The sequence below is a fragment of the Streptomyces sp. 796.1 genome (assembly GCF_047525675.1).
Classification (GTDB): Bacteria; Actinomycetota; Actinomycetes; order Streptomycetales; family Streptomycetaceae; genus Streptomyces.
The window spans coordinates 16,935-39,370 of the sequence record NZ_JBLIWA010000031.1; the positions used below are offsets into that span (position 1 = coordinate 16,935).

Below are 22,436 nucleotides of genomic sequence, written 5' to 3' on the forward strand. Positions count from 1 at the left end.
GCCCTTCCCGTGCCCCTCGCCGCGGAATCCGCTCGTACGGGGGTGTTACGGGTTGCTTGGCGCGAGTACGGGGCGGGAACTGCTCGTACGGGTACGGGTACGGGCGCGCGGTGGGCCGGTGCCCGGCGGGCCGGTTGGTGCCGGGCCGCCGGGGCTGTGTGTCGCGGAGCTACCGGAGCGGCGTGCCCGGGGTCAGTCGCTGAGGCGCTCGCCGCTGGAGGTGGCGAACACGTGGGTCTCGCCCGGCCGCGGTACGACGTGCAGGACGGCGCCCTTCTGCGGCACGTGACGCCCGCCCACGCGGACGACGAGGTCCTTGAGCGAGCCGCCGACCTCGGCGGTGCCGTAGACGTAGCCGTCGGCGCCGAGCTCCTCCACTACGTTGACGGTGACGGCGAGGCCGGCCGGGGCGTTGCTGGACTCCTTGCTGAGCGACTTGGCGGCTTCGCCGTTCTGCTCGACGACGTCGAAGTGCTCCGGGCGGACGCCGACGGTGACCGTCTTGTCGCCCTTGTCGGCCGCGGCGGCCAGCGCCTCGCGGTTGACCGGGACGACGCTGTTGCCGAACTTGACGCCGCCGTCGGTGATCGGCACCTCCACCAGGTTCATGGCGGGGGAGCCGATGAAGCCGGCGACGAAGAGGTTGGCCGGGCGGTCGTACATGTTGCGCGGCGAGTCCACCTGCTGGAGCAGCCCGTCCTTGAGCACCGCGACCCGGTCGCCCATGGTCATGGCCTCGACCTGGTCGTGGGTGACGTACACGGTGGTGATGCCGAGGCGCCGCTGGAGGCTGGCGATCTGGGTACGGGTCTGGACGCGGAGCTTGGCGTCGAGGTTGGACAGCGGCTCGTCCATGAGGAAGACCTGCGGCTCCCGGACGATGGCCCGGCCCATCGCGACACGCTGGCGCTGACCACCGGAGAGCGCCTTGGGCTTGCGGCCCAGGTACTCGGTGAGGTCCAGGATCTTCGCCGCGTCCTCGACCTTCTGCCGGATCTCGCTCTTGCTGACGCCGGCGATCTTCAGGGCGAAGCCCATGTTGTCGGCGACGGTCATGTGCGGGTAGAGCGCGTAGTTCTGGAACACCATGGCGATGTCCCGGTCCTTCGGCGGCAGGTGGGTGACGTCGCGGTCGCCGATGCGGATGGCGCCGCCGTTGACGTCTTCGAGCCCCGCGAGCATGCGGAGCGAGGTGGACTTGCCACAGCCGGAGGGCCCGACGAGGACGAGGAACTCGCCGTCCTCGATCGCGATGTCCAACTGGTCGACGGCGGGCTTCTCGGAGCCCGGGTAGATCCGGGTCGCCTTGTCGTACGTGACGGTAGCCATGGTGCATTCCCTTCACCGGCAGGAACGTGCCGGACGATCCGAGTAAAGGTCGAGCGGAACCTCCCTCACACCCACGACGGCGGAGGAAGGGGTCTAGTCCACTGACCAGACTTGCCGTGACCGTACCTGGCCAGCGCCTTCCTGTCAGTAGCAGACGCCCTCGAAAATTCCCGGGGGTGGGGAGGTGACGGGGCGGGGTGGGGCGGTTTTCGGTGGGCTCGCTGGGCTGGTGGGTGGTGCGGGTCGCGCCGGCTGTTGGGGCTGGCTTGGGGAGTGGGTGGGAGTGGGGGCGGGGGTGGGGTGGGTTGCGGAGGGTGAGGGGTGGCTGGGGTGCCGGGCTGAGGGTTGCTTGGGTGGCGGGCCGGTGGGCTTGGGTGGGGTGGGGGCGGTTCGGTGTGGCTTGGTGGGGCGTGGCGGGTGGGTTGGGGTGGCTGTGGCGGTGGTTTTGTGGCGGCTGGTGGTGGGTTGCGGGGAGGCTGCGGGGTGGTGGGGTGTGGGTGGGCTGTTGGTGGGTGGGGCGGGGCTGTTGGAGGGGCGGCCGAGCGGGTGGCGGTGGGCTCGTACGAGCGGTTCGCGCCGTTGCCCGCGCGGGAAGCGGCCGGATCGTCGGATCGACGAAATATTCGACCGGGGCACTCCGTGGGCGTGGGTACACTGCTGGGGACACGCCGACTTAGCTCAGCTGGTAGAGCACCGCTCTTGTAAAGCGAAGGTCGTCGGTTCGAACCCGACAGTCGGCTCTGTGTGTGGCCATGTCGATGAGCTGCACGAACGCCCCGGACCCTGAGGTGGGTCCGGGGCGTTTGGTGTTTGGTGAGGGTTGGTTCCCGGCGTTTGGCGTCACACTCGGCCCAGGTCTCGCCGGACGCGAACTTCCGGGTACGTGTGCCGTCTCGTTGGGGGCGTACGCGGCGACCTGGTAGCGGCCCTCCTCGGACTTGGTGATGGTGCCCGCCCCGCCCGGGTGGCGGGTGGCGCGGGCGTCGATGGTGGCTCCTCCTGTCTTGCGGCTTTGCTCGTCAGGGCGTTGGCCGCCGGGGCGCCGGATGCTTGGCGGTATTGGGGGACCTCGGCAGCCGTGGGGCAGGTGGAGTTCAGCGGCGGCAGCGGTGTTGGCCGGTGAGCAGGGTGCGGATGACGACGGTGGCCAGGGTCACGGACATGGCCGCGACGGCGACGGCGGCCAGCAGCGCGGTCAGCACGATTCCGACGGTCACCACGGCGGCCACCGCTCCGGCGCCGGCTCCGAGCGAGGGCGCGATACGGCGCGCGGACAGCCGCGGTGCGGCGGGGTACTGGCAGAAGCAACCAGCCGGGGTGTCGCGGGAGTTGGTGAGACGGCTGGGTATCTGCGTGGTGGGGAGTGTGGGAAGGGGCGGGTACTTCGGACGGAACATGAAGATCGCCTCTCAACTACTCGTCTAGTTGTGTTAGCCGTTGTTGACGCCCATATCGGATTGAGTACCCGTCCGTGGCGGTGCGTTTGGAGCGGGTGCTTGGAGCGGGAAGGGCGTGGGGTCAGCCGTTTCGACTTGCGTTTGCGTGGAACTCGCCCGTCTTCTCTCCGTGCGAGCACGGGCATTTGGCCCTCTGTCGAGTGGTGGGACGCGAACCCCTCGATGGCGAGCCCGGCATTCACTGTGCCACACGACTTGCCCACTCGTCTATACGAGTATGTGTGATCGGGTGTACGAGTCAGGAGAAGGCGACGGGGGCCGCGGGCGACCAACGCGCGTCAGGTCGCGGGAAGTTGATAGGCCAACACGTAGGCGTCGGCGGCCATCACGGTGTCGCACACCTCCACCGCGCGCCCGTCGGCGTCGTACGCGGTCCGCACGAGGTGGATGACGGGAACGCCGGAGGCCAGTCGGAGGGTGCGCACCTCGGCCGGGGTGGGCATGCGGGCGCGGATCTCCTCGTCGAAGTGGTCGAGGCGGTGGCCCATCTCCTCCAGCCGGGCGTAGATGCCGCCGGGGCCGGGGTTGGGCTGGGCGATAGGGGTGTTGCGGGCCAGGTCCAGCGGCAGGTAAGAAGTGGCGAACTCCACCGGCCGGCCATCGAGCAGATAGCGACGGCGACGGGCCAGGACCTTGCGGGGCGAGCCGAGCCGGGCGGAGATGTCGGGCGAGGGCCGTTCCTCCTTCACCTCCAGGCCGTCCACCTCGGGGCGACTGCCCGCGGCTTCCGCCTCCACCGTGAACGCCGACTTGCCCTGCTCGCGGTGGCGCCGCGCGAACCGGTCGGAAGCCAGCCGCCGCACCGGGGGCCGGGGCCGCACGAAGACGCCCTTGCCGTGCTCGGACACGGCCAGCCCCTCCTGCTGCAACAGCGACAGCGCGTTGCGGACGGTCATTCGCGAGACCCCGAAGTGGTCCACCAGTTCCGTCTCCGACGGCAGCTTGTCGCCCTCCCGGAAGCGGCCCTTGTCGATCGCTTCGCGGAGCTGGTCGGCGATCTGGCGGAAGACTGCGCGGTCGCTGGTCGGGTCCAGCGCGCCCAGGAGGCCCGAGGCGAGAGGAGGCATGCGTACTCCTTTAGGTATCTAGACGAGCGGCTGACCCGTGTTGTTACGGTGGAGAGCCTAGTCAGCCGAGAGGGCAGAGCAACGTGAGCACTGACCGCCCGCACTCCGTGAGCGTCGCCGGCGTCATCGTGGACGACGCGGGGCGAGCCCTGCTGATCAAGCGGCGGGACAACGGTAAGTGGGAACCGCCCGGCGGCGTGCTCGAACGCGAAGAAACGATCTCCGACGCACTGCAACGCGAAGTCCTCGAAGAAACCGGCATCAAGATCGCGCTTCCGGCGACCCTGACCGGCGTCTACAAGAACATGACCGGGCTGATCGTTTCCCTGGTCTTCCGGTGCGAGGCGATCGACGGCACCCCGACCACCGGAGCGGAGACCCGGGCGCTGCGCTGGGCCACCCGCGAAGAGGTCTCCGAGCTGGCCGACGAGGCGTACGCGATCCGCGTCCTCGACGCACTCGACAACGCTTCCCCGCCAGCCATCCGCGCCCACGACGGCGTACGACTCGTCTAGCACGAACCCACCGCACATGGCCGCCTACCAGCATGGAGGAACTCGTATGGACGAGTATATGAGTGAACCGTGAGTGTGGGGCCGTATCTGCGGGGGTTCCGTGGAGGAGATCCCCCGCGCCCGTCAGTGGACCCGCGAGATCCTGAGCGACCATCCCCGCCTCGCCGACGCCGAACTGATCGTCAGCGAACTGACCACCAACGCCCTCACCCACACCGACAGCGGCTCCCACCTCGGCGTCTTCCACATCACGCTCACACTCTCGCGCGCGGGGATCAGCATCTCGGTCACCGACGCCGGCAGCATCACGGCCCCCCACCGCGCGGGGGCGACAGCAGGCGCCACTCGCGGCCGTGGTCTGGAGATCGTCACGATCCTGGCCCACCGCCTCCACGTCACCGGCAACGCGTACGGCCGCACCGTCACCGCCGAGCTGGCCACCCCGACGTTGGGCGAGCACGAGGATGACCGCGCACCCATGACGCGCGCGAGGCGACCCGGTGACGACGCAGCCCACCCCGAACGACGACGGCGACCGGGACCAGCGCCACCGCTACGAACTCACCACCACGATGAACTGGGTCATCCGCACCTGCCAGGACATCGTCCGCAACCACAGCCACGAGACGTTCTGGACCCCGGCCGGGAGCGTCGAAGACCGGTCATCCACCGACCACCTGATCCGCTCCGCTCGCGAGGACGTGCTGAACCGGCTCCAGGCCCAACTGCGCGGTACGCAGAGCATCCTGGCCGCCATCGAGCGCGAACGCGCCGCGCGCCAGCGCGAGCCGGGGGAGGATGAGTGACAACCTTCTCTACAGGTTCAAGGCGGCTCGCTCCGCTCCCCGCACGCGGCCCGGCCCCCGGCCGGGCCTGCGCTCCTGTCTCCGCCCGCTCTGGGGCGGCCGGTGTCCGTGCCGCGCGTGCATGGATGAGCCGAACCCCGCGAGGCGAGTCCCGCCCCCGGAGCCACCACGGTCAGAACGATGCCTCCGGCGGGGGATCGGCCGGCACCGGGGGGAGGGGGCGCCGTCGCCGAGTGCGGGCGCGTTGTGGCGCGCGTGGGGAGCTCCCATCCCGTCCACCGCCGACCCAGGCAGAGCCGAGCAGACACGGCACCGGGCGTCCAGGTCGTTCGTACAGTGGCGCGCTCCACCTGGACGCCCGGCACCGCGCCCGCTCCACGATGTGTGGGTCGACGGCGGACGGGATGGGAGCTAGGGGGAGTGGTGGGCGGGCCACTCCGCATGGCAATTCCTGGATTCTCACCCCGTCACCCCTTAGCCTGACTGAATAGCGAAATCGAGAAGGCTCACAGGAATAATCGCCCACGTTTCACGTAACCACCGAATACAGGCAGAGGATAGGACTAGAGAATTGGCTGACCCGACCGAGTTGATGTTGGCCGACCTCTCACAGAGGTACGCGGACATGAATGTTTCTAATGCATTCCTGCGTCTTTACGTGAGCGACGCGCGCTTTGGTCGCGCTTTCGCTAGCCTCCACGAGCGACTGAACGGGCATTTCGAGTCCATAAACGACAGGGCTGAGACGACCAAGCATTACTGGGCCGAGAACAGTAGACAAATGCTCGCACTGGCCAGAGAAGTGAATGATTTTCTCCACTCTCTTGAGCATGCCGGTCTAGAAGTACACTTGGCGCGGTCCTACACGGTCGCTATGAAGAGTTGCCAATCGTGGCTGGTGCGTAGCGGGGGCAGTACCGTTCCGGATTACTTTGAGCAGATCGAAATCATCAAATACGCGCCGGTTTTTTCTCGCCCAGACACTGAGATCAGACTCAAGAAGTCCGCAGAACGCAATCAGTTGCAGTTGATCGGCGAGGGTTCGTACGCGAAGGTCTTCTCATTTACCGACGCTGACTATGGTATAAAATTCGCACTTAAGCGCGCCAACAAGAACCTAGGGGAACGCGACCTTTATCGATTCCGGAAAGAGTTCGAGATCCTCAAAGAACTGAGCTTCCCTTATATCGTCCAGGTGTTTCAATTCGACGAAGATCGAAACGAATATAAAATGGAGTTCTGTGAATCCACGCTTCGGAACTACATCAAGAGGCGCAATGATCAACTACCGTTCTCCTCGCGGAAGAGAATTGCGCTTCAATTCTTGTACGGCATAAATTATATCCACAGCAAGGGCCTCCTCCATCGCGACGTAAGCCTACAAAACGTCCTGGTGAAGACCTTCGATGGCGGCGCCGTTCTCGTGAAGCTCTCAGACTTCGGTCTCGTAAAAGACAGGAACTCGGAATACACCCGGACGAAGACCGAGATGCGCGGAACGATCCGGGACCCCCTGCTGGTCAGCTTCAAAGAATACGACGTTTGCAATGAAATCTATGCGATCGGATGGGTGCTTTCCTACATATTCACCGGCAGAGAAGCCCTGATGTCTCAAGCAAATACGCCGAGTCGGATCGTGCGGAAATGTACAGCACATGATGTTGCTGACAGGTACCAGAGCGTGCGTGAACTAATCGGCGACGTTGAGGAACTGGAAGCGACTGCGACCACTACGGACGCGCCAGCTTGACATCTGATACCTACTTAACGCCTGTGACGGCATCTGAGTGTCTAACCCGGCCAAAGCTGCTTCCGGTAGGCAGCCTCCGTCGTCGCCTGACTGGTGTGGCTGACAAACTGGTCGATGCACTCCTCGTCAAATGGGAGGACGACGGCCGGTGAACTTGCCAGTCGCTGTGGCGGTGTGCCGATCAGCATATCTGTTGGCGCTGGTCAGGCCGGCCGGACGAACCATTGGAGCTCTGCCCGGTTCCGGGCCTGTTCCGCTGACATCCAACGGTGACATCAACGGGCACGCACAGCAGCGACACCCAGCGGCCAGGTACGGCGCCAGTGCGCGAGGCGATGCCCCACCGTGCCGGGCCCGGATTGAACTTGTAAAGCGAAGGTCGTCGGTTCGAACCCGACAGTCGGCTCTGTGTGTGGCCATGTCGATGAGCTGCACGAACGCCCCGGACCCTGAGGTGGCCCGGGGCGTTTGGTGTTGGGCGGTGGCCCCTGGGCGTGGCGGTGTGGATGTGTTCCGTCGGCCGCGGCCTCTCGGTCGGCGTCGGTGCTTTGGGCGCTGTCGTGGATGCTTGCTCGCCCGGGGCGGATGTGTGGCGGGTGGTGGCGCAGCAGTCGACGTCACATCGTGCGGAGGGCCGGGTTGAGGTCGCGAGGTGGGTCGGTCCGGCTCGCATGAGGTCCGCTTTCGCTTCGCCGTTTTCGTGGGGCCCTGTGATTTCGCATGAGTTCCGCAGGTGTACGCGAGCTCTGCGGTGTTCGTCCGGAAGGTGTGGGTGGGGCGGCTGGGTGGGAGGTGGGTGGGATGTCCTGTTGTGGGGATGTGGGTTGCGGCGGGCGGGAGTTGGGCGGAGGTGGGGGTGGGTGTGGGGTTGGAGAGGGGGGTAACGGGCTTTTGGGCGGCTGGAATTGGGGTGGGTTGGGGTGGTGGCGTGGGGGGCTTGGGGGTGGGTGGGGAGGGGGAAGATGCACGTCAAGCGTGTTTACAAGGTGGAAATCTCTTTTGGATGTGGGTAGCCTCTCGGCGTTGATCTTGGCTGATATTGATCTGGGGGAACGACCTCATGCGTCGTCGTATCACGCTGTCCATCGCTGCTTGTCTCGCTGCCGGCGGTTCGCTGCTCGCCGGGCCGGCCATCGCGGCCGACAAGAGTGGGTCGGTGGAGTCCGCGCCGTCCGTGGCTTCCGGTAGTGACCGGGTGAAGTGCACCAGCATGAGCAACGGGCAGCTCTGCATCTCGCTGAACACGAGCCCGCAGCGGATCGAGGTGTTCTACACCAAGAAGGGTGGCTCCACGATCAAGGCGAAGCTCGGGTTCCGGTCCAGCAGCACCACGTACGGGCCCACGAAGACCATCAGCAAGGGCGAGCGGGCCAACAGCACCTGGAACATGAGCTACCCGTGCGGTCGTAAGTACGTCGGGCTGATCAAGGTCGAGGGGCAGCAGACGTTCGAGACGCCGGCCGCCACCTGCTGACGTTGAAGGATTCCTCGCGTTTCTTGCGGTGTCGGCCGTGCCGGGTGGGTGCGGTGGGCCGGGTGCCGTGAGGGGGCGGGGGAGTGTGTGAGTGCGAGGGCGCGTGCGGGACCCGGTGGGTGCCGCACGCGCCCTCGTTTGCGATGTTTCGTGGCGTTGGCTGGGGGTGGCTGGCCGGGGGTTACGGCCTGGCGGGGAGGTAGGCCAGGCCGTGGGCGCCCGGGTCGCTGCGCTTCGGGATCTGGAGGGTGGCCAGGTGGCGCAGGGTGTCCAGGTCCACGATCTCGACGGTGGACGAGGACACGCAGGACACGTAGCCGATGCGGCCGTCGGGTGAGGACGTGATGGTCAGCGGGGCCGCGCCGACCTCGATGCTGCCGAGGCGTTCGTGGGTGTCGGTCGCGAAGACGGTGAGTCGGCCCGGGGCGTGGCGGCCCAGCGGGGAATTCGGGTCGGGGGCCATGCGCAGCTCTCCTACCAGGAGTTTTCCTGCGGAGGTGGTGGCAGCGCCCGTGTCCGTGCCCACGCCGGCGCCCGTGCTCGCACCGGCGCCGTTACCCGTACCCGTACCCGTACCCGTACCCGTACCCGCGCTCGCGCCCGCCCTCGTGCCCGCCGTACCCGTCGTGTGGACCGGGAGGACGACGTGGTCGGTGGGGAGGGTGGCGGTGATGGTGTCCGTGTGGGTGTCGATGACGCGGATGCCGGTTGCGGGGCGGGACTCGGGGGGTGTGGCCTGGGTGGTGAAGGCCGCGTAGGGGGCGGCGACGAAGACCTGGGAGCCGTCGGCCGCGCAGGCGATGCCCTCGCTGCCGGGGACCTCCACCTTGCTGGTCAGGACGCCGCGTTCGAGGTCGACCACGGAGACGTAGGGCGCTTCCTTGTTGCTGGCGTAACCCTTCGTGCCGGTGGGGTCGATGATGAACCAGTGCGGTCCGGGGGCCTCGGTGTCGATGCGGCCGATGGGGCGGCGCGTCGCGGTGTCGATCACCACCACGCCGCCGGGGCGGTCGGCCGAGCCCTCGACGCTGACGTAGAGCCGGCCGCGTGCGGCGTCCAACGCGAGGCCGTGCGGGCCGTGTTCGGGGGCGAGGTCGATGACCTCCACCACGCGTCGGGTGTCGGCGTCGATGACGGTGAGTTCGGTGCGCTGGCCGCTGTGTGCGTGGTAGTAGCCCGAGTGGTACGCGCTGCTGCACCACAGCAGGCGCTGGGTGGGGTCGAAGCACAGCTCGTGCGGCTCGGCCAGCACCTCCACGGTGTCCAGGAGGCGGTCGGTTGCGGCGTCGAAGAAGGACACGGTGGGGCCGCTCTGGCTGACGACGGCCAGCACGTCGCCGGCCAACTCGGCGCGCGGGGACTGGTGTTGCACGAAGAACTCCCATGAGGTGGTCTGCCGCCCGGTTGCGGACGCCTCCACTCTCGGCGGCGGGCCCAGTTGTCAGCAATGCAAAGATGGGCATCGTATTGTTGCGCTGAGTGGAATCGCGCCGATGGGGATGTGGGCGTCCCGCTGGTGTGGCAGCGGTGTGCGTACCGGCCGGTGCAACGGCCGGGCCGAGAGGGAGCGGAGGGGTCGGCGTGGACCTGAACCTGTTGCGGGCGCTGGACGTGCTGTTGCAGGAGAACAGCGTGACCCGGGCCGCCGAGCGGCTCGGCACCTCGCCGGCCGCTGCCAGCCGGATGCTCGCCAAGCTGCGTCGGGCCGCCGGCGATCCGCTGCTCGTACGAGCAGGTCAGGCGATGGTTCCCACGCCTCGGGCGCTGGAGTTGCGGGACGAGGTGAGTGCGCTGGTGCGCCGGTCGGACGCGCTGTTCCGGGCGTCGGCCGGGTTCGACGTGGCGGGCTTGCAGCGGACGTTCACCGTGCAGACCGGGGACCTGTTGCTGACCGGGCTCGCCGGGCCGTTGTCCGACCGGGTGCAGGCCGAGGCGCCGCAGGTGGACGTGGTGTTCCTGGCGGAGGCGCTGGAGGGTGGGCCGGCGCTGCGGCAGGGGGTGGCCGATCTGGAGCTCGGCGTGCTGGGGCACCTCGATCCGGAGACCAGGACCGAGGCGCTCGGGCGGGCTTCGGTGCTGGCTGTGGCGCGGGCGGGGCATCCGCTGTTCGACGGGCCGATCGACGCGCGTCGGTTCGCCGCGGTCGACCACATCGGGGTCTCCCGGCTGGGCAAGCGGCACGGGCCGATCGACGCTGCGCTCGCCCGGCAGGGCCTGCGGCGCCGGGTGGCCGTCGTCGTACCCAGCCACACCAGCGCCATGATGCTGGTCCGGAACAGCGACCTGGTGTCGATCACGCTCGCCGGCTGGCTCCCCGAGACCACCGCGGCGCTGGGGTTGCGGACGTTTCCGCTGCCGCTCGACCTGCCGCCGGTGGAGATCGGGATGGCCTGGCACCCGAGGAACGCGGCCGACCATGCGCACCGCTGGTTCCGCGCCCGGGTCAGGGAGACCGCCGTGCCCGTCCTGGGGGAGGCCGCGCCGGAAGGGGGATGAGGAAGCGCCGGGCGCCATCAACGGGCTTGCTGCATAAGGGTATTGAGGATGCGGCGTGTGGTGCGGAGGCAGCGGGGGAGCGGGTGGGAAAACTCGTTCGCTTCGGCGTGGGTGGGCGTGGCAGGCTGCCGGCAGTTGTCCTTCCGTTCGTACGTCGTGTCGTGCCCGCTGTCCGTGCGCCGCGTCGAGCGCGCTGGTGGCGCACCGCAACGCCACTCGCCGTCCGGCCGGCCCGTGTTGCGGGGCCCGTCGGGACGGGCCGCCGCGTCCGCCCCGGGTGGACCTCGTGGTGGGGCGCGCCGGGAACCCCTTCCTGCCCGGCGCGCTCGGACGTACCGTGGGCGGCGCCCGCGCGCGGGGCTTGTGGACGGGCGCCCCTTCCGTGTCGGGCACCCCTCCGCGCTTGCGGGCCCCTTCCGTGTCGGCCGGCCCGTTCCGCTTCGGCTCTCGACCGGCGTGCCCCGTACCGTTTGATCAGGAGTACGTCGTGGCCCGTGCCGTTACGCTCATCCGTTCCGCTTCCCTGTCCGGCGTCGCCGAGTACGCGTACGCCGCCACCGCGCCCGCCGAGGCGCGGTTGATCTTCCTGGCCGGGGCGTGCCCGCTGCTCGCCGACGGCAGTACGGCGGCCGTGGGCGACTACGCGGGGCAGGCCGCGCAGGCGCTGGCGAACCTGCGGACCGCGCTGGCGGATGCGGGGGCGACGCTGACGGACGTGATCAGCACCCGGGTGCTCGTCGCCTCGCAGCAGCAGGCCGACCTGGTGGCCGCCTGGCAGGTGGTCAGGGACGGGTTCGGCGCGCACGACGTGCCGAGCACGCTGTTCGGGGTCACTGTGCTCGGCTATGACGATCAGTTGGTGGAGATCGAGGCCGTGGCCGCGGTGGTGGACTGAGTGAACGGGGTGGGTTGGGTGGGTCGGGTGGGTTGAGTGGTCGGCTCGTGGGGGGCGTCCGACCGTAGGGTTGCTCGGTTGATGGGCGGGCCGGTTGTCGGGTGTCGCGGGGTGTCGGGACGCCGGTTGCTGGGGCAACGGGGCGGTCGGCCGGTGGCGCGGGAGGGGTGGGTGTGTCGCGACGTAAAGGGAAATCCTCGTACGCAACCCGAGAATCCATGCTTATCTCAGGCAAAGCCCTTCATATTCCAGGCTCTTGAAGGGCCTTGGAGGGGCATTCCTACCCCCGTCCGAGGGGCGAAGTCACGTCGTTTCGCTCAGGGTGGGGTGGTGTCGGGTGAAGGGTGGGGGGCCGCTGGGGTGGGGAGGGCGTGGGGGGTCGCGGAGGGTGTGTCGTCCGTGCTGGTCGTCGGCGGTGGCGGTGGTGGGTGGGAGTGCGGCGGGGGCGCGGGGGTGTGAGGGGCGTGGGTGTGGCGTTCTTTGCGTACGGGCAAGGGACGCGGCTGGCCGAAACCCTCAAGGCGCTGTTCCCACGCCTGGCGTCAGGCACTAGCCATGAAGCGGGTGGGAGCTGCCTGCCGAGGGTGAGAGATGAGGTGCCATGCCCCGTACACGAGCGAATACCGATCACGGACTGCACGGCAAGGCCCGGTTTGACGACATCTATGACCTGCCTGATCCCCGTGGGTACTTCCGTACGCTGCGGCCACTCGCGTACCAGATTCCCCAGCACGCACAAGAGGTCTTTCGGCAACTGCTGGCCGCCCGGGCGCTGGCCGGAGCCTCCGGCGAGCGGCCCGCGGGGCAGCCCGCCGAGCGCCCGCCGACCGTGGTCGACGTGTGCTGCTCGTACGGGATCAACGCCGCGCTGCTCAACCACAAGGTGACCCTCGACGAGCTGTACGAGCGCTACACCGACCCGCGGGTCGAGCGGCTGAGCGCGGAGCAACTGATCGACAGCGACCGGGAGTTCTACGCGGAGCGGAGACTTCCGGAAGCGGTGACGGTGGTGGGTCTCGACGCGGCGGGGCGCGCGGTCTCGTACGCCGAGCGGGTGGGGCTGCTCGATGCGGCGTTCAGCGAGAACCTGGAGCTCGCCGACCCCAGCCCGGAGCTGCGCCGGGCCGTCGCGGGGGCCGGGCTGATCACGGTCACCGGCGGCATCGGCTACGTGACCAGCCGCACCGTGGCCCAGTTGGTCGGGGCCGCGGGTGGTGCGGTGTGGCTGGCGGCGTTCGCGCTGCGCGGGGTGGCGTACGAGCCGATCGCGGCGGCCCTGCGCGGGCTCGGTCTCGTCACCGAGACGGCTGGCCCTGAACGCACCTTCGTCCAGCGGCGCTTCGCCAACGACGCCGAGCGCCGGCACGCGCTCGCCGCGGTGACGGCGGCCGGCGCCGATCCGCGAGGCAAGGAAGAGGCGGGCTACTACCACGCGCAGTTGTACGTGTCGCGGCCCGCCGCGCACGTGGCGGCCTTCCCGCTGGCGGACTTCGTGGGGGAGGGCGGCGCCTCGCCCAGCTAGGGCCCGGTCCAGGGGGCCGCGCGAACCGTGTGGATGGTGAGGCCCGTAGTGCCCGTGATGCCCGCGGGGCCCGAGTGGCCTTCGGGGCTCGGATGGCCCGGGTGACCTTCGGGGCGTACCTGGCCCGTGTGGCCTCCGGAGCCCGTATGACCCGCGTGACCTGCGCGGTCCGCGCGAACCGCACTGCCCCGCCCCCGCCTCCGTGCCGCCGCACGCCGGGGCGGGGCGGTGCGTGCGGCGGTGCTCAGCCCCATAGCGCGCGCCCCAGTGCCGCGCCGGCGAAGGCCGCGCCGAGGCCGGCCAGCAGCGTGCTCGCGACGTAGCCGGCGGCGAACCACCGGTGCCTGGTCTCGGCGAGCCGCAGCGTCTCGTAGGAGAAGGTGGAGTACGTGGTGAGCGCGCCGCACAGGCCGGTGCCGAGCAGCGCCTGTACGCGGGAGCCGTCCGCGCCGGCCAGCGAGGCGCCGGCGAGCAGCCCGAGCAGCAGGCTGCCCACCACGTTGACCAGGAACGTTCCCCAGGGGATGGCCGTGTCGTAGCGGGCCCGCAGTTGTTGGTCGGTCAGGTAGCGCAGCGGGGCGCCCACCGCGGCGCCGATGATCACGAGCAGCCAGGTCATGTCGCGGCCCGCCGTCCGGCCAGCACTCGATCGGTGGCGGCCACCGCGCCCCAGACGGCGGTCAGCGCGGTCAGCGGGGTGAGCAGGAGGTAGCCGACGGCGGTGCCGGCCCGGCCGTCGTGGACGAGGCGTTCGACGTCCACCGCGTACGTGGAGAAGGTGGTGAAGCCGCCGAGCACGCCGGTGGCGACGAACGGTCTGACCAGCGGCGGCGCCTGCCGCGCAGCCTGGAGCACGACGAGGAAGACGCCGATCAGCGCGCAACCGATGACGTTGATGCCGAACGTGGTCCACGGGAAGGCGTCCGGCTCGGTGGGCCACAGCAACCCCGCCCCGTACCGGGCACTGGCCCCGAGCGCCCCGCCGGCGGCGACCACCGCTAGCACCTCACCCTTCGTGCCGCGCCGCGGACGCCGTAGGAAGGGGGGCAGCGGGGGCGGCTCGGTGGCCGACTGCGCACCGTGCGGGGTGGGGGTGGCTTGGGGCGGCGGGGGTGGCTGGGGTGACTGGGGTGTCGGTTGGTTGTCGTGGGGTGGCGGGCCCGGTGCGGGGCCGGCGGGTTCGGGGGCGGGCACGGGCCTCTCCTACGCGTCGGTCTTGGCACTGCGGGGCCGGCCGGCGGCCCCGCTCGATTCGGCTAGGTTGCCTGGTCGGCCGGAGCGGTGGGGTGCCGGGGTGCTCCGGCGGGGCGGGTGTCGGGAGCGGCGTCGGCGGGGCGGGCCGCGGGTGCGGGCCGGGCCGCGGGTGCGGGCCGGGCGCGGCCGGGTGTGGCTTGTGGCCGGCTGGGGCGGTGTCGCCGGAGTGGGCCGCAGCGCCCGGGGCGCCGCGCGGCGGCGGGCCCGTGGCGGGTGCTCGGCAGGCCCGCGGGCGTGCGTGGTGGGTGTGCGTGGCGCGGTTGGCGTAGTGGCGTACGGACGGGGCGGCGTACGGGCGCGTCGGCGCGGGGGCGTATCGGTCGTACGGGGGACGGACCCCGGGCCGGCCCGGGGGTGGCGCAGGCAGGGGCCGTCCGGTGGCGTACGGGAGGGCGGTTCCGGGCGGGGGTTCGCCGGGTGGGGAGGGCGGTGGGGCGGGTGATGCGGTGCCGTGGGGCGCGGGCCGGGGTGACCCGGGGGTGGCGGGCGGGCGAACATCTGCCGGCCTGCCGTGGGCGTCTTGGCCTGCGCGGACTCGTCGGGCCGTGCGGACGGGGTGGCAAGTGTGCTGGCCGCCGGCGTTCCGGCGGGTGGGGTCGCGCCGCAGGTGGTGGACGGTGCGCGGGCCCGTCGTTGCGGGCCGTACCGGCGGATCTGAGCCATCGGCACCAGGGCGTGTCGGACGAGGGCGTGTAGGGATTCCGTAACTGACACACACTTGCCAATCCAGCGGTGCGGCTGTCCACAAGCGGACAGTTCTCCCGGCATGGTTCGCGGGGCGTGGTCGGTCGCGTGCGCTGAGTCGACGGAGCGGGGTCGGTGGGCGCACGTTTCGGACGTACGGGGCAGCTTCCTGACATGCGCGTTGCGCCGCCGGAGCAACCTCGTGACGGACCCGGTACACAGCGGCGCCTTTGCTTTTTCTTTGCCTTTTGGTGCGCGTTGACTGGGTCGCAGCCAGCGAACTAATCTCGCGATGAAGTGGTCGGGTTTTCGGGCCGCAATAGGAAGCCGACTCATGGCGGAGTTCATGGGTGAAGAACGAGTGGCGCGCAGATGGACGTGGTGTCGGATCGAGATCGTCCAGCCCGTAATTGCATTTTCAATCATCCCAATCTTCTGACACCGCGACTGATGTGATCCAACTGTGTGTTCGAAGCGTTCTCGACGTGTTCGGGAGGGCTGCGCCGCGCATCGCATGGGGGAGTCATGGCAGAACTGGCGACGATGGCACAGAGCACGGATACGAGCCCACCGACGAGTCCACCAACCCACTCGAACTCAGACATAACCGCCCCGTTGGCCGCGAAGCCGCCGGCGCAGCCGGTGCCCGACCCGCTCGGCGGGCCGATGCGCGCGGTGCTGACCGGCGCTCGCCCGCACCGGTCCGGCGGCGCGGCGGGCCCGGCGCGGGACGGGGCCGCGGCGCCCGGGCGGGAAGACCGCTCGTATTCGTCCGTGGATAACGCAGATATCGCGGATAAGCGGCCGGCGCCCGGGTCGTATTCCGCGCGCAATACCCGATGTGATTCCGTGGATTCCCCTTCCGGTGGCGCAGTGACCGTAACGGCCGGTGCGCCGGATGACCTGCGCGGTGCCGCATCTGACGGCCCGGAGAAGACCGTGTCGAATGGCCGGCCTGACGGTCCTGCGGCCGATGGGCTGAGCCGCCTGGGCGACGGGCGGGCCAGCCTGGCCGGGGGACGGGGGACGGCGGCGCGGTGGGACGCGCGGACCGCCACGGGGGGCGGCCCGCGGGTGCCCGCCGCGCCCGGGCCGGGTGCGGCGGCGACGCCCGCCGGGCCCGCGGCTCCTCGATCCGCCGGCACCGCAGCTCCCCGGTCCGCCGGTACCGGGGCTCCCGCACAGCCCGGGCGCGGGGCGCGCGGCCGGACGGGCGCCCGACCGGAGGGTCGGACCGACGGCCGGCGCGCGGCGAGCGCCGCGCAGCGGGAGGCCGCCGGGGCCGCGTACGCGCACCCGGCCGACCTGCCGCGGCGGACGGAGGCGGCACCGCTGGAGTTCGTCGACCGGTCGGCGCCCGCTGCCCGGGGCGTGACGGGGCAGGCCGACGGCGCCTGGGCGGGCCTGGCCTGGGCCGATCCGCGCGGCCCCGAGATCCGTTCGGTGGAGCCGCGCCCGGCGGGCCCGCGCTCGTACGACCCGCGCGCGGGGGAGGCAGGTGCGCCCCGGGGCGCCGACCCGTACGCCGCCGACCCCTACCCCGCCAACCCGTACTCAGTCCGATCCTCCCCCGGCGCCCGCTACCACGGCGATGCCCGGCGGGCCGGTGGGCGCGGGGCCGCGCGCGGCTTCGACGGGATGAGCGGGGCGCTGCGGGGCGGCGCGGCCGGTGCGTACCCCGGGCCGACGCCGGCCGGTGGCGCGTACGCCGGACCGGAGCCGGGCGGCGACGAGACCGCCGCCACCTGCGGTGACCCGGACGCGGTGGAGCACGCGCTGCGGCAGGTGTGCGAGTTGATCGAGTCGGCCGTCACGCTGCACCGGCGCACCGCCGAGCAGCCGGCCGCCGTCGTGGTCGCCGACGACGGCCCGGCCGCCCGGCGCACCGTGCACCAGTTGATCGCGCAGGCCAGGCACGGCGTGAGCGTCATCGTCTCCGGCGTGCCCGAGCAGGCGCAGTCGCTGGCCCCGCTCCTGGAGCAGCTCGCCGCCGCCGGCAACCGGGGCGTCGCCGTCCGCGTGCTCTGTGCGGCCCAGGCCCTGGAGACGCCGGGGCTGGCCACCGCGGTGCGCCGCGGGCTGGCCGGGCACGAGGTGCGGGTGGAGACCGGTGACCTCCAGGGCGGGGTGATCGTGGACGGTCAGACCGCCTTCGTACACGCGGGACCCGGCCACCCGGGGCGGTACGCGTCGGTGGTGGAGGACCCCGCTTCGGTGCGCGTCCTCGACCTGATGTTCGCCGCCGCGTGGCGCACCGCGATGCCCATCGGGGAGCACCTGCGCCTCGCCGACCGGCTGCGCACCGACTCCGTACGCAAGATCCTGGACCGGCTGCGGGCCGGCCGCACCGACGACGTGGCGGCCCGCGAGATCCAGGTCTCGCTGCGCACCTACCGCCGGCACGTCGCCGCGATCATGCGGGAGGTGGGCGCCAACTCCCGCTTCCAGGCGGGCGTCCGGGCCTACGAACTCGGCCTGCTCGGCCCGGCATGAGACGCGGCGGGGGCGGCCGGCCGACCGGCGGCGTGCGGTGGGCGCGCGGCGCGCGGTCGACCTGTGGGGCGCGGCCGATCCACGGGGCGCGGCCGGCGCGCGGCGTCCGGCCGCCGGAGCACGGGCCCGCGCCGCCCGCCCGGCGCTGCCGGCCCGCTTGGGCGCCGGCACCGGGATAGGCAGGAGAAATGCCCGGGCCGAAATCTGTTGACGGTCGCCGCGACGCGCGTCGTGGCCGCATGCGACGGATGGCGGTCATTGGGTGAAATTCACGGGGGTGAATGAGTTGAGAGAATTCGTACCCGCTAAGGTCGGCGCTGGTCACCAGCCGGCCGGGGACGATATAGCGCAGGAACTGCTCGCGGTGCGGGCACTGGTGGAATCCACCGTCATGAAGCATCGGGACCGGCAGTCCCGCAATTCCTGGGTGGCGACGATCGGCTGCCAGGAGAATGACATTCTGGCGACCGCGAAGAAGCTGTTCGGCGAGGCGCGGGAGAGCGTCGACGTGGTCCTCGCCGCCGATTCCGGACCTGCCCAGGTGCTCTATTCGGCACTGGACGACTGGCTCTCGGAGCAGGCCGTACGGGCCACCGGCGGCGCGGCCAGGGCGGCTGCGTCCCGCCCGGACGGAGCGCAGGACGGCACGGCGGAGGGCGCCGGGGACGACGCGCCGGGCGGCACCACCGCCCCGCAGGCCGTGGCCGAATCCGATGCCCCGTCCGGAGCGGCTCCCTACGCGCAGGACCCGTACGCGCAGACACAGCCGGCGGCAGCCCCGTACGCAGGGACTCCGTACCCGCAGACGCAGCCCGCGCCGGACGCGCCCGCCGCACCCGCACGCGGCGCGGGCCACGGCGCAGGGCATGGCACCGGACACGGAGCAGGCCACGGCGCCGGACACAACGCAGCGCACGGCGCAGCACAACGGCCCGTACGCACCCGTCTGTTGTGCGCGCAGGGTGCGCTCGACCGGCAGTTCGTGCAGCGGCACTGCGGGGGGCCGGTCCCGCTGGAGGTGAGGGTGGCAAGGATGCCGCTGCTCGCGGCCGTGGTGGTGGACGGCAGGGCGGCGCTGGTCTGCGCGGACGCCGCGGCCGGCCGCCGGGCCTCGACCATCCGCGATCCGGGCGTGATCGCGACGCTGCGCACCCTGTTCGTCGGCATCTGGCGCAAGTCGCTGGCCGCCGGCGAGCGCCCGGACAGCAGCGACCAGGGCCGGAAGGAGATGCTCCGGCAGATCCTGGAGTGGATGCGGCTCGGCGTGACGGACGAGGTGGCCGCCCGCGAACTGTCCGTCTCGGTCCGCACCTACCGGCGCTACGTCGCCGAGATGATGTCGCTGCTCGGCGCGGACTCCCGGTTCCAGGCCGGGGTGCGGGCCGCCGAACTCGGCCTGCTGCCCGCGGCCCCGGTCGACGGCCGATGACCGGCCGTCAGGCCCGGCCGGTGCGAGGGCACCGGGCGCCGCCTCGTACAGTTCCCACAGGAACGCCGCGAACCGCACCTCCGGCAGCGTCGGCCGCGCCCCGCACCCGGGCCCGCGCGGTGCGCAGTTGCCGCGGGCGTCCGCCGGCGACCGGCCCCGCGCGATCCGCATCAGGGCCGGCCGCACCGCGGGAACCGGCGGGCCGACGCCCCCTCGGGCTTGGCCGACTCCCAGGCGTCCGGCCGCCCGCCGTGATAGGGGCGGCGCGCTCCGGGCCGCGGGCCGGCCGGGTGCGAGGGCCTGCGGATACGGGCACGCAGCCGGCGCCGCAGGGGGCAGGGGCCGGGGCCACAGGGGTGCCGGCGGCCCGCCGCATGGGGGTGGGCGCGGTGAATTAGGGGGGTAGCGCGGGACGGCGGATGACACGATCCGCTGCGGTGGGGGAGGCGGTCGGGTGCAGTGTGGGGGAGAGCGCCCGTTGCCGATAACACCCGCCAAGGTTGAGCGCATGTCAAAAATTCGAAAGACAAAAAATTGCTGGGTGCCACGTGCGGCTGGCAGCTTCCTGTAGTGGTCATTGCGGGTGTTCGAGCCGGACGGATAGACATGTCCGTGGGAATTGGAATCCGCGCCAACTAAGGATGATGAATCCCACCGGTGGCCACTCCTCCCGGAGCGCCAGCGGTGGCGGAGGTTCGGCAGTCTTCCCCCAGTCCCGTCGAACCTCCGCCCGTTTACGCTCGACATCCGCAACGAAGCCGTGGTTGTGGACGGTCCCGGCACACCGCGGGGCCGGTCCGATGAGGAGAAACACGCATGACGACAACAAGTCCTGAGAAGACACTGGCCCCCGAGCAGCCGCTGAGTGGGGTCGGTGTCCTCGACAAGGCCTCACTGCTGCTGGGGGTCCTGGAAGCCGGCCCTGCCTCGTTAACGAGGTTGGTGGCGGACACCGGTCTCAAGCGCCCGACGGCCCACCGGCTGGTGCTCGCGCTGGAACGGTTGCGCCTGCTGGCCAGAGACAAGCACGGGCGGTTCATCCTGGGACCGCGACTGGGGTTGATGGCCGTCCAGGCGTGCCAGGACCGGCTGTTGACGGTGGCCAATCCGGTCCTGGCCGAACTGCGCGACCAGACCGGGGCCAACGCCAGGCTCTACCGCCGTCGGGGCAATCTGCGGATCTGTGTGGCCGCCGCACCCGCCCCTTCCTACGACACGTCGGGACCGTACGACTCGGTGCCCGTCGGCGCGGCCTTCCCGATGAACGCGGGCCCCACCTCTCAGGTGTTGCTCGCCTGGGAGGAGCCCGAGGTGCTGCACGAGATGTTGCGCGGCTCCCGGTTCACCGCCGCCACGCTCTCCAGCGTGCGCCGGCAGGGCTGGGCGCAGAGCATCGACGTCCGCAAGCGCGAGGGCGCTGAGGTGGCCGCGCCGGTGTACGGGCCGGGCGGCCGGGTGGTCGCCGCGCTCTCCGCGTACTGGCCGGGCAACCGGATGCCGAGCAGCCCGGGCCGGATGCACGTGAACGAACTGGTGGACGCCGCGGTACGGATCGGGCGCGGCTTCCCCGAGTGAGGACCCGACCCCGCTCGACGGGGTAGGCCCGACGGGCGCCCGTGCCGGGGTGCCCGGACCGCATGGCGCTGTGGTGGTGCGCAGCGCGTGCGGCGGGTCGGGGGGCGGGGCCGCCGCGCGGGGCGCGGCGGCGGACGCTTGGGCCAGCGGCCGGTGGTGACGGCGCGTGAGACCGCGCGCGCCCGGCCGTGGTGACGGGGAGCGGGGTCCGGCGCGAGGTCAGGGCCGGTGCTTCGGTCCATTCGTACGAGGAGCCGGTGCGGTCTTCCGCAAGGGTTCGGGCCGGTCTTCCGTAGGAGGTTGGCCCGGTCTTCCGCGGGAGGTCGGGTGCGGGGTTCCGTAGGGCCGTCCGGCCCGGGTGGGGCGGGGCGACGCGGGCGCGTAAACCACCTCGCGGGACGGGGCGGGCTGCGCGATGCTGAGGGCGTTCGCCACCTGCCGTCACTTCCTGCACCCGCGCACCGAGGAGAGCCATGGCCGTCACCGCTGACCAGCCCGCGCCCATCACCCGCGAGGACTACGCCGCCCGAATGGCCCGGGCCGGCCGTACCGCGTTGGACGCCGGCCTGGCCGGACTGATCGTCACGCCGGGGCCCGACCTGGTCCATCTGTGCGGTTACCACGTGACCGCCGTCACCGAGCGGCTGACCGCCCTCGTCATCACGCCCGACCAACAGCCGCGCCTGCTGGTGCCCGCCCTTGAGCGGCCCGACGCGGCGGCGGCCGTCGGCGCCGGCGCGGTCGAGCTGGTGAGCTGGACCGACGGGGACGATCCGTACGAGGCGGCGGCGAGACTCCTGCCGTCCACGGGACGTTACGGAATCGCCGACTCCGCCTGGGCGCTGCACCTGCTCGCCCTCCAGCGCACCCTGCCGGACACCTCGTACGCCTCGCTCACCGCGGTGCTGCCGATGCTGCGCGCGGTCAAGGACGCGCACGAGGTGCAGCGCCTCGCGGCGGCCGGGGCGGCGGCGGACGCCACGTACGAGGCGATCTGTACGGTGCGCTTCGCCGGGCGGCGCGAGTGCGACATCGCCGCCGACCTGACCGCGCTGTTGCACGAACACGGCCACAGCCAGGTGGACTTCGCGATCGTCGGCTCGGGGCCCAACGGCGCGAGCCCGCACCACTCGGCCGGCGAGCGGGTCATCGAGGACGGCGACATGGTCGTGATGGACTTCGGCGGCCTCAAGGACGGCTACGGCTCCGACACCACCCGCACCGTGCACGTCGGGGAGCCGACGGCGGAGGAGCGCAAGGTCCACGACACGGTGCGGGCGGCGCAGCAGGCGGCGTTCGAGGCGGTCCGGCCCGGGGTGGCCTGCCAGGAGATCGACCGGGTGGCGCGCCGGGTGATCAGCGAGGCCGGCTACGGCGAGTACTTCATCCACCGGGTGGGGCACGGCATCGGCGTCACCACGCACGAGCCGCCGTACATGGTGGAGGGCGAACACCTGCCGCTGGTGCCCGGCATGTGCTTCTCGATCGAGCCCGGCATCTATCTGCGCGGCCGGTTCGGCGTCCGCATCGAGGACATCGTGACCTGCACGGAGACCGGCGGCCGGCGGCTGAACAACACCTCGCGCGAGCTGCGCGTGGTGAGCTGAGGTGAGCCGGGTGCCCTGGGCGGGGCTGGGCGTCGTGGGCTGAGCCGGGCCGGGGCGGGGGGGGGGGGGGGGGGGGGGGGGGG

17 protein-coding genes, 1 tRNA gene and 1 pseudogene are annotated in these 22,436 nt (G+C 71.2%); 13 read left to right on the forward strand and 6 right to left on the reverse strand.

Features of this window, described 5'->3' with window-relative positions; all coding sequences use genetic code 11:
- Positions 1-192 precede the first annotated feature (192 nt).
- A complete protein-coding gene (locus ACMA1D_RS20955) occupies positions 193-1,329 on the reverse strand; it encodes an ABC transporter ATP-binding protein (protein ID WP_414725546.1) in 1,137 nt (378 codons plus the stop codon).
- Between the two features lie 667 nt (positions 1,330-1,996).
- On the opposite strand from ACMA1D_RS20955, the gene ACMA1D_RS20960 reads away from it, so the two are divergent.
- Positions 1,997-2,069, forward strand: a tRNA-Thr gene (locus ACMA1D_RS20960).
- Positions 2,070-2,423: 354 nt separating this feature from the next.
- Here ACMA1D_RS20960 and ACMA1D_RS20965 read toward each other — a convergent pair.
- Together ACMA1D_RS20965 and ACMA1D_RS20970 are read right to left on the reverse strand one after the other, a co-directional pair.
- Positions 2,424-2,726, reverse strand: coding sequence for a SpdD protein (locus ACMA1D_RS20965; RefSeq protein ID WP_414725547.1), 303 nt, complete (start codon positions 2,724-2,726; stop codon positions 2,424-2,426).
- Between the two features lie 338 nt (positions 2,727-3,064).
- Positions 3,065-3,853 carry a GntR family transcriptional regulator gene (locus ACMA1D_RS20970; protein ID WP_187062368.1) on the reverse strand — a complete coding sequence of 263 codons (789 nt, stop codon included), beginning with the start codon at positions 3,851-3,853 and terminating at the stop codon, positions 3,065-3,067.
- Positions 3,854-3,960: 107 nt separating this feature from the next.
- On the opposite strand from ACMA1D_RS20970, the gene ACMA1D_RS20975 reads away from it, so the two are divergent.
- The 5 genes and pseudogenes from ACMA1D_RS20975 to ACMA1D_RS20995 all read left to right on the forward strand — a co-directional run bounded on the left by ACMA1D_RS20975 (position 3,961) and on the right by ACMA1D_RS20995 (position 8,398).
- A complete protein-coding gene (locus ACMA1D_RS20975) occupies positions 3,961-4,368 on the forward strand; it encodes an NUDIX hydrolase (protein WP_187062379.1) in 408 nt (135 codons plus the stop codon).
- Positions 4,369-4,468: 100 nt separating this feature from the next.
- A pseudogene (locus ACMA1D_RS20980) lies at positions 4,469-4,786 on the forward strand (ATP-binding protein); the annotation flags it as partial.
- An 82-nt stretch (positions 4,787-4,868) separates the two neighbouring features.
- The gene (locus tag ACMA1D_RS20985) at positions 4,869-5,174 is read left to right on the forward strand and encodes a hypothetical protein (RefSeq protein ID WP_414725548.1); all 306 of its coding nucleotides are present in this window, start codon (positions 4,869-4,871) and stop codon (positions 5,172-5,174) included.
- 571 nt (positions 5,175-5,745) lie between these two features.
- On the forward strand, positions 5,746-6,924 hold the full coding sequence (locus ACMA1D_RS20990) for a protein kinase family protein (RefSeq protein ID WP_414725549.1): 1,179 nt from the start codon (positions 5,746-5,748) through the stop codon (positions 6,922-6,924).
- 1,060 nt (positions 6,925-7,984) lie between these two features.
- Positions 7,985-8,398 carry a hypothetical protein gene (locus ACMA1D_RS20995; protein ID WP_414725550.1) on the forward strand — a complete coding sequence of 138 codons (414 nt, stop codon included), beginning with the start codon at positions 7,985-7,987 and terminating at the stop codon, positions 8,396-8,398.
- A 181-nt stretch (positions 8,399-8,579) separates the two neighbouring features.
- Here ACMA1D_RS20995 and ACMA1D_RS21000 read toward each other — a convergent pair whose 3' ends face one another.
- Positions 8,580-9,770: a YncE family protein gene (locus ACMA1D_RS21000; protein ID WP_414725551.1), complete on the reverse strand. Its 1,191-nt coding sequence runs from the start codon at positions 9,768-9,770 to the stop codon at positions 8,580-8,582.
- Between the two features lie 209 nt (positions 9,771-9,979).
- Between ACMA1D_RS21000 and ACMA1D_RS21005 the strand changes: the two genes are divergently transcribed.
- The 3 genes from ACMA1D_RS21005 to ACMA1D_RS21015 all read left to right on the forward strand — a co-directional run bounded on the left by ACMA1D_RS21005 (position 9,980) and on the right by ACMA1D_RS21015 (position 13,311).
- Positions 9,980-10,894: a LysR family transcriptional regulator gene (locus ACMA1D_RS21005; protein WP_414725552.1), complete on the forward strand. Its 915-nt coding sequence runs from the start codon at positions 9,980-9,982 to the stop codon at positions 10,892-10,894.
- Between the two features lie 487 nt (positions 10,895-11,381).
- Positions 11,382-11,789 carry a RidA family protein gene (locus ACMA1D_RS21010; protein ID WP_414725553.1) on the forward strand — a complete coding sequence of 136 codons (408 nt, stop codon included), beginning with the start codon at positions 11,382-11,384 and terminating at the stop codon, positions 11,787-11,789.
- Between the two features lie 601 nt (positions 11,790-12,390).
- A complete protein-coding gene (locus ACMA1D_RS21015) occupies positions 12,391-13,311 on the forward strand; it encodes a hypothetical protein (RefSeq protein ID WP_414725554.1) in 921 nt (306 codons plus the stop codon).
- 244 nt (positions 13,312-13,555) lie between these two features.
- Here the strand turns inward: ACMA1D_RS21015 and crcB (ACMA1D_RS21020) are convergent, their stop codons facing one another.
- Both crcB (ACMA1D_RS21020) and crcB (ACMA1D_RS21025) read right to left on the reverse strand, forming a co-directional pair.
- The gene (gene crcB, locus ACMA1D_RS21020; protein WP_414725555.1) at positions 13,556-13,930 is read right to left on the reverse strand and encodes a fluoride efflux transporter CrcB; all 375 of its coding nucleotides are present in this window, start codon (positions 13,928-13,930) and stop codon (positions 13,556-13,558) included.
- The gene (crcB, locus tag ACMA1D_RS21025; protein WP_414725556.1) at positions 13,927-14,505 is read right to left on the reverse strand and encodes a fluoride efflux transporter CrcB; all 579 of its coding nucleotides are present in this window, start codon (positions 14,503-14,505) and stop codon (positions 13,927-13,929) included. Before crcB (ACMA1D_RS21025) ends, crcB (ACMA1D_RS21020) begins: the two co-directional genes overlap by 4 nt.
- Before the next feature lie 2,115 nt (positions 14,506-16,620).
- On the opposite strand from crcB (ACMA1D_RS21025), the gene ACMA1D_RS21030 reads away from it, so the two are divergent.
- From ACMA1D_RS21030 to ACMA1D_RS21045, 4 genes are all read left to right on the forward strand, one after another.
- Positions 16,621-17,742, forward strand: coding sequence for a TrmB family transcriptional regulator sugar-binding domain-containing protein (locus ACMA1D_RS21030; protein WP_414725557.1), 1,122 nt, complete (start codon positions 16,621-16,623; stop codon positions 17,740-17,742).
- A 277-nt stretch (positions 17,743-18,019) separates the two neighbouring features.
- Positions 18,020-19,171, forward strand: coding sequence for a response regulator transcription factor (locus ACMA1D_RS21035; protein WP_414725558.1), 1,152 nt, complete (start codon positions 18,020-18,022; stop codon positions 19,169-19,171).
- Between the two features lie 816 nt (positions 19,172-19,987).
- Positions 19,988-20,746, forward strand: coding sequence for an IclR family transcriptional regulator (locus ACMA1D_RS21040; protein WP_349990232.1), 759 nt, complete (start codon positions 19,988-19,990; stop codon positions 20,744-20,746).
- A gap of 473 nt (positions 20,747-21,219) precedes the next feature.
- The gene (locus ACMA1D_RS21045) at positions 21,220-22,353 is read left to right on the forward strand and encodes an aminopeptidase P family protein (protein WP_414725559.1); all 1,134 of its coding nucleotides are present in this window, start codon (positions 21,220-21,222) and stop codon (positions 22,351-22,353) included.
- Positions 22,354-22,436 lie beyond the last annotated feature (83 nt).

Coding starts and splice junctions, on each gene's coding strand:
- ACMA1D_RS20955 (WP_414725546.1), bottom strand. CDS start 1,329: ATGGCTACCGTCACGTACGACAAGGCGACCCGGATCTACCCGGGCTCC.
- ACMA1D_RS20965 (WP_414725547.1), bottom strand. CDS start 2,726: ATGTTCCGTCCGAAGTACCCGCCCCTTCCCACACTCCCCACCACGCAG.
- ACMA1D_RS20970 (WP_187062368.1), bottom strand. CDS start 3,853: ATGCCTCCTCTCGCCTCGGGCCTCCTGGGCGCGCTGGACCCGACCAGC.
- ACMA1D_RS20995 (WP_414725550.1), top strand. CDS start 7,985: ATGCGTCGTCGTATCACGCTGTCCATCGCTGCTTGTCTCGCTGCCGGC.
- ACMA1D_RS21015 (WP_414725554.1), top strand. CDS start 12,391: ATGCCCCGTACACGAGCGAATACCGATCACGGACTGCACGGCAAGGCC.
- crcB (WP_414725555.1), bottom strand. CDS start 13,930: ATGACCTGGCTGCTCGTGATCATCGGCGCCGCGGTGGGCGCCCCGCTG.
- ACMA1D_RS21040 (WP_349990232.1), top strand. CDS start 19,988: ATGACGACAACAAGTCCTGAGAAGACACTGGCCCCCGAGCAGCCGCTG.
- ACMA1D_RS21045 (WP_414725559.1), top strand. CDS start 21,220: ATGGCCGTCACCGCTGACCAGCCCGCGCCCATCACCCGCGAGGACTAC.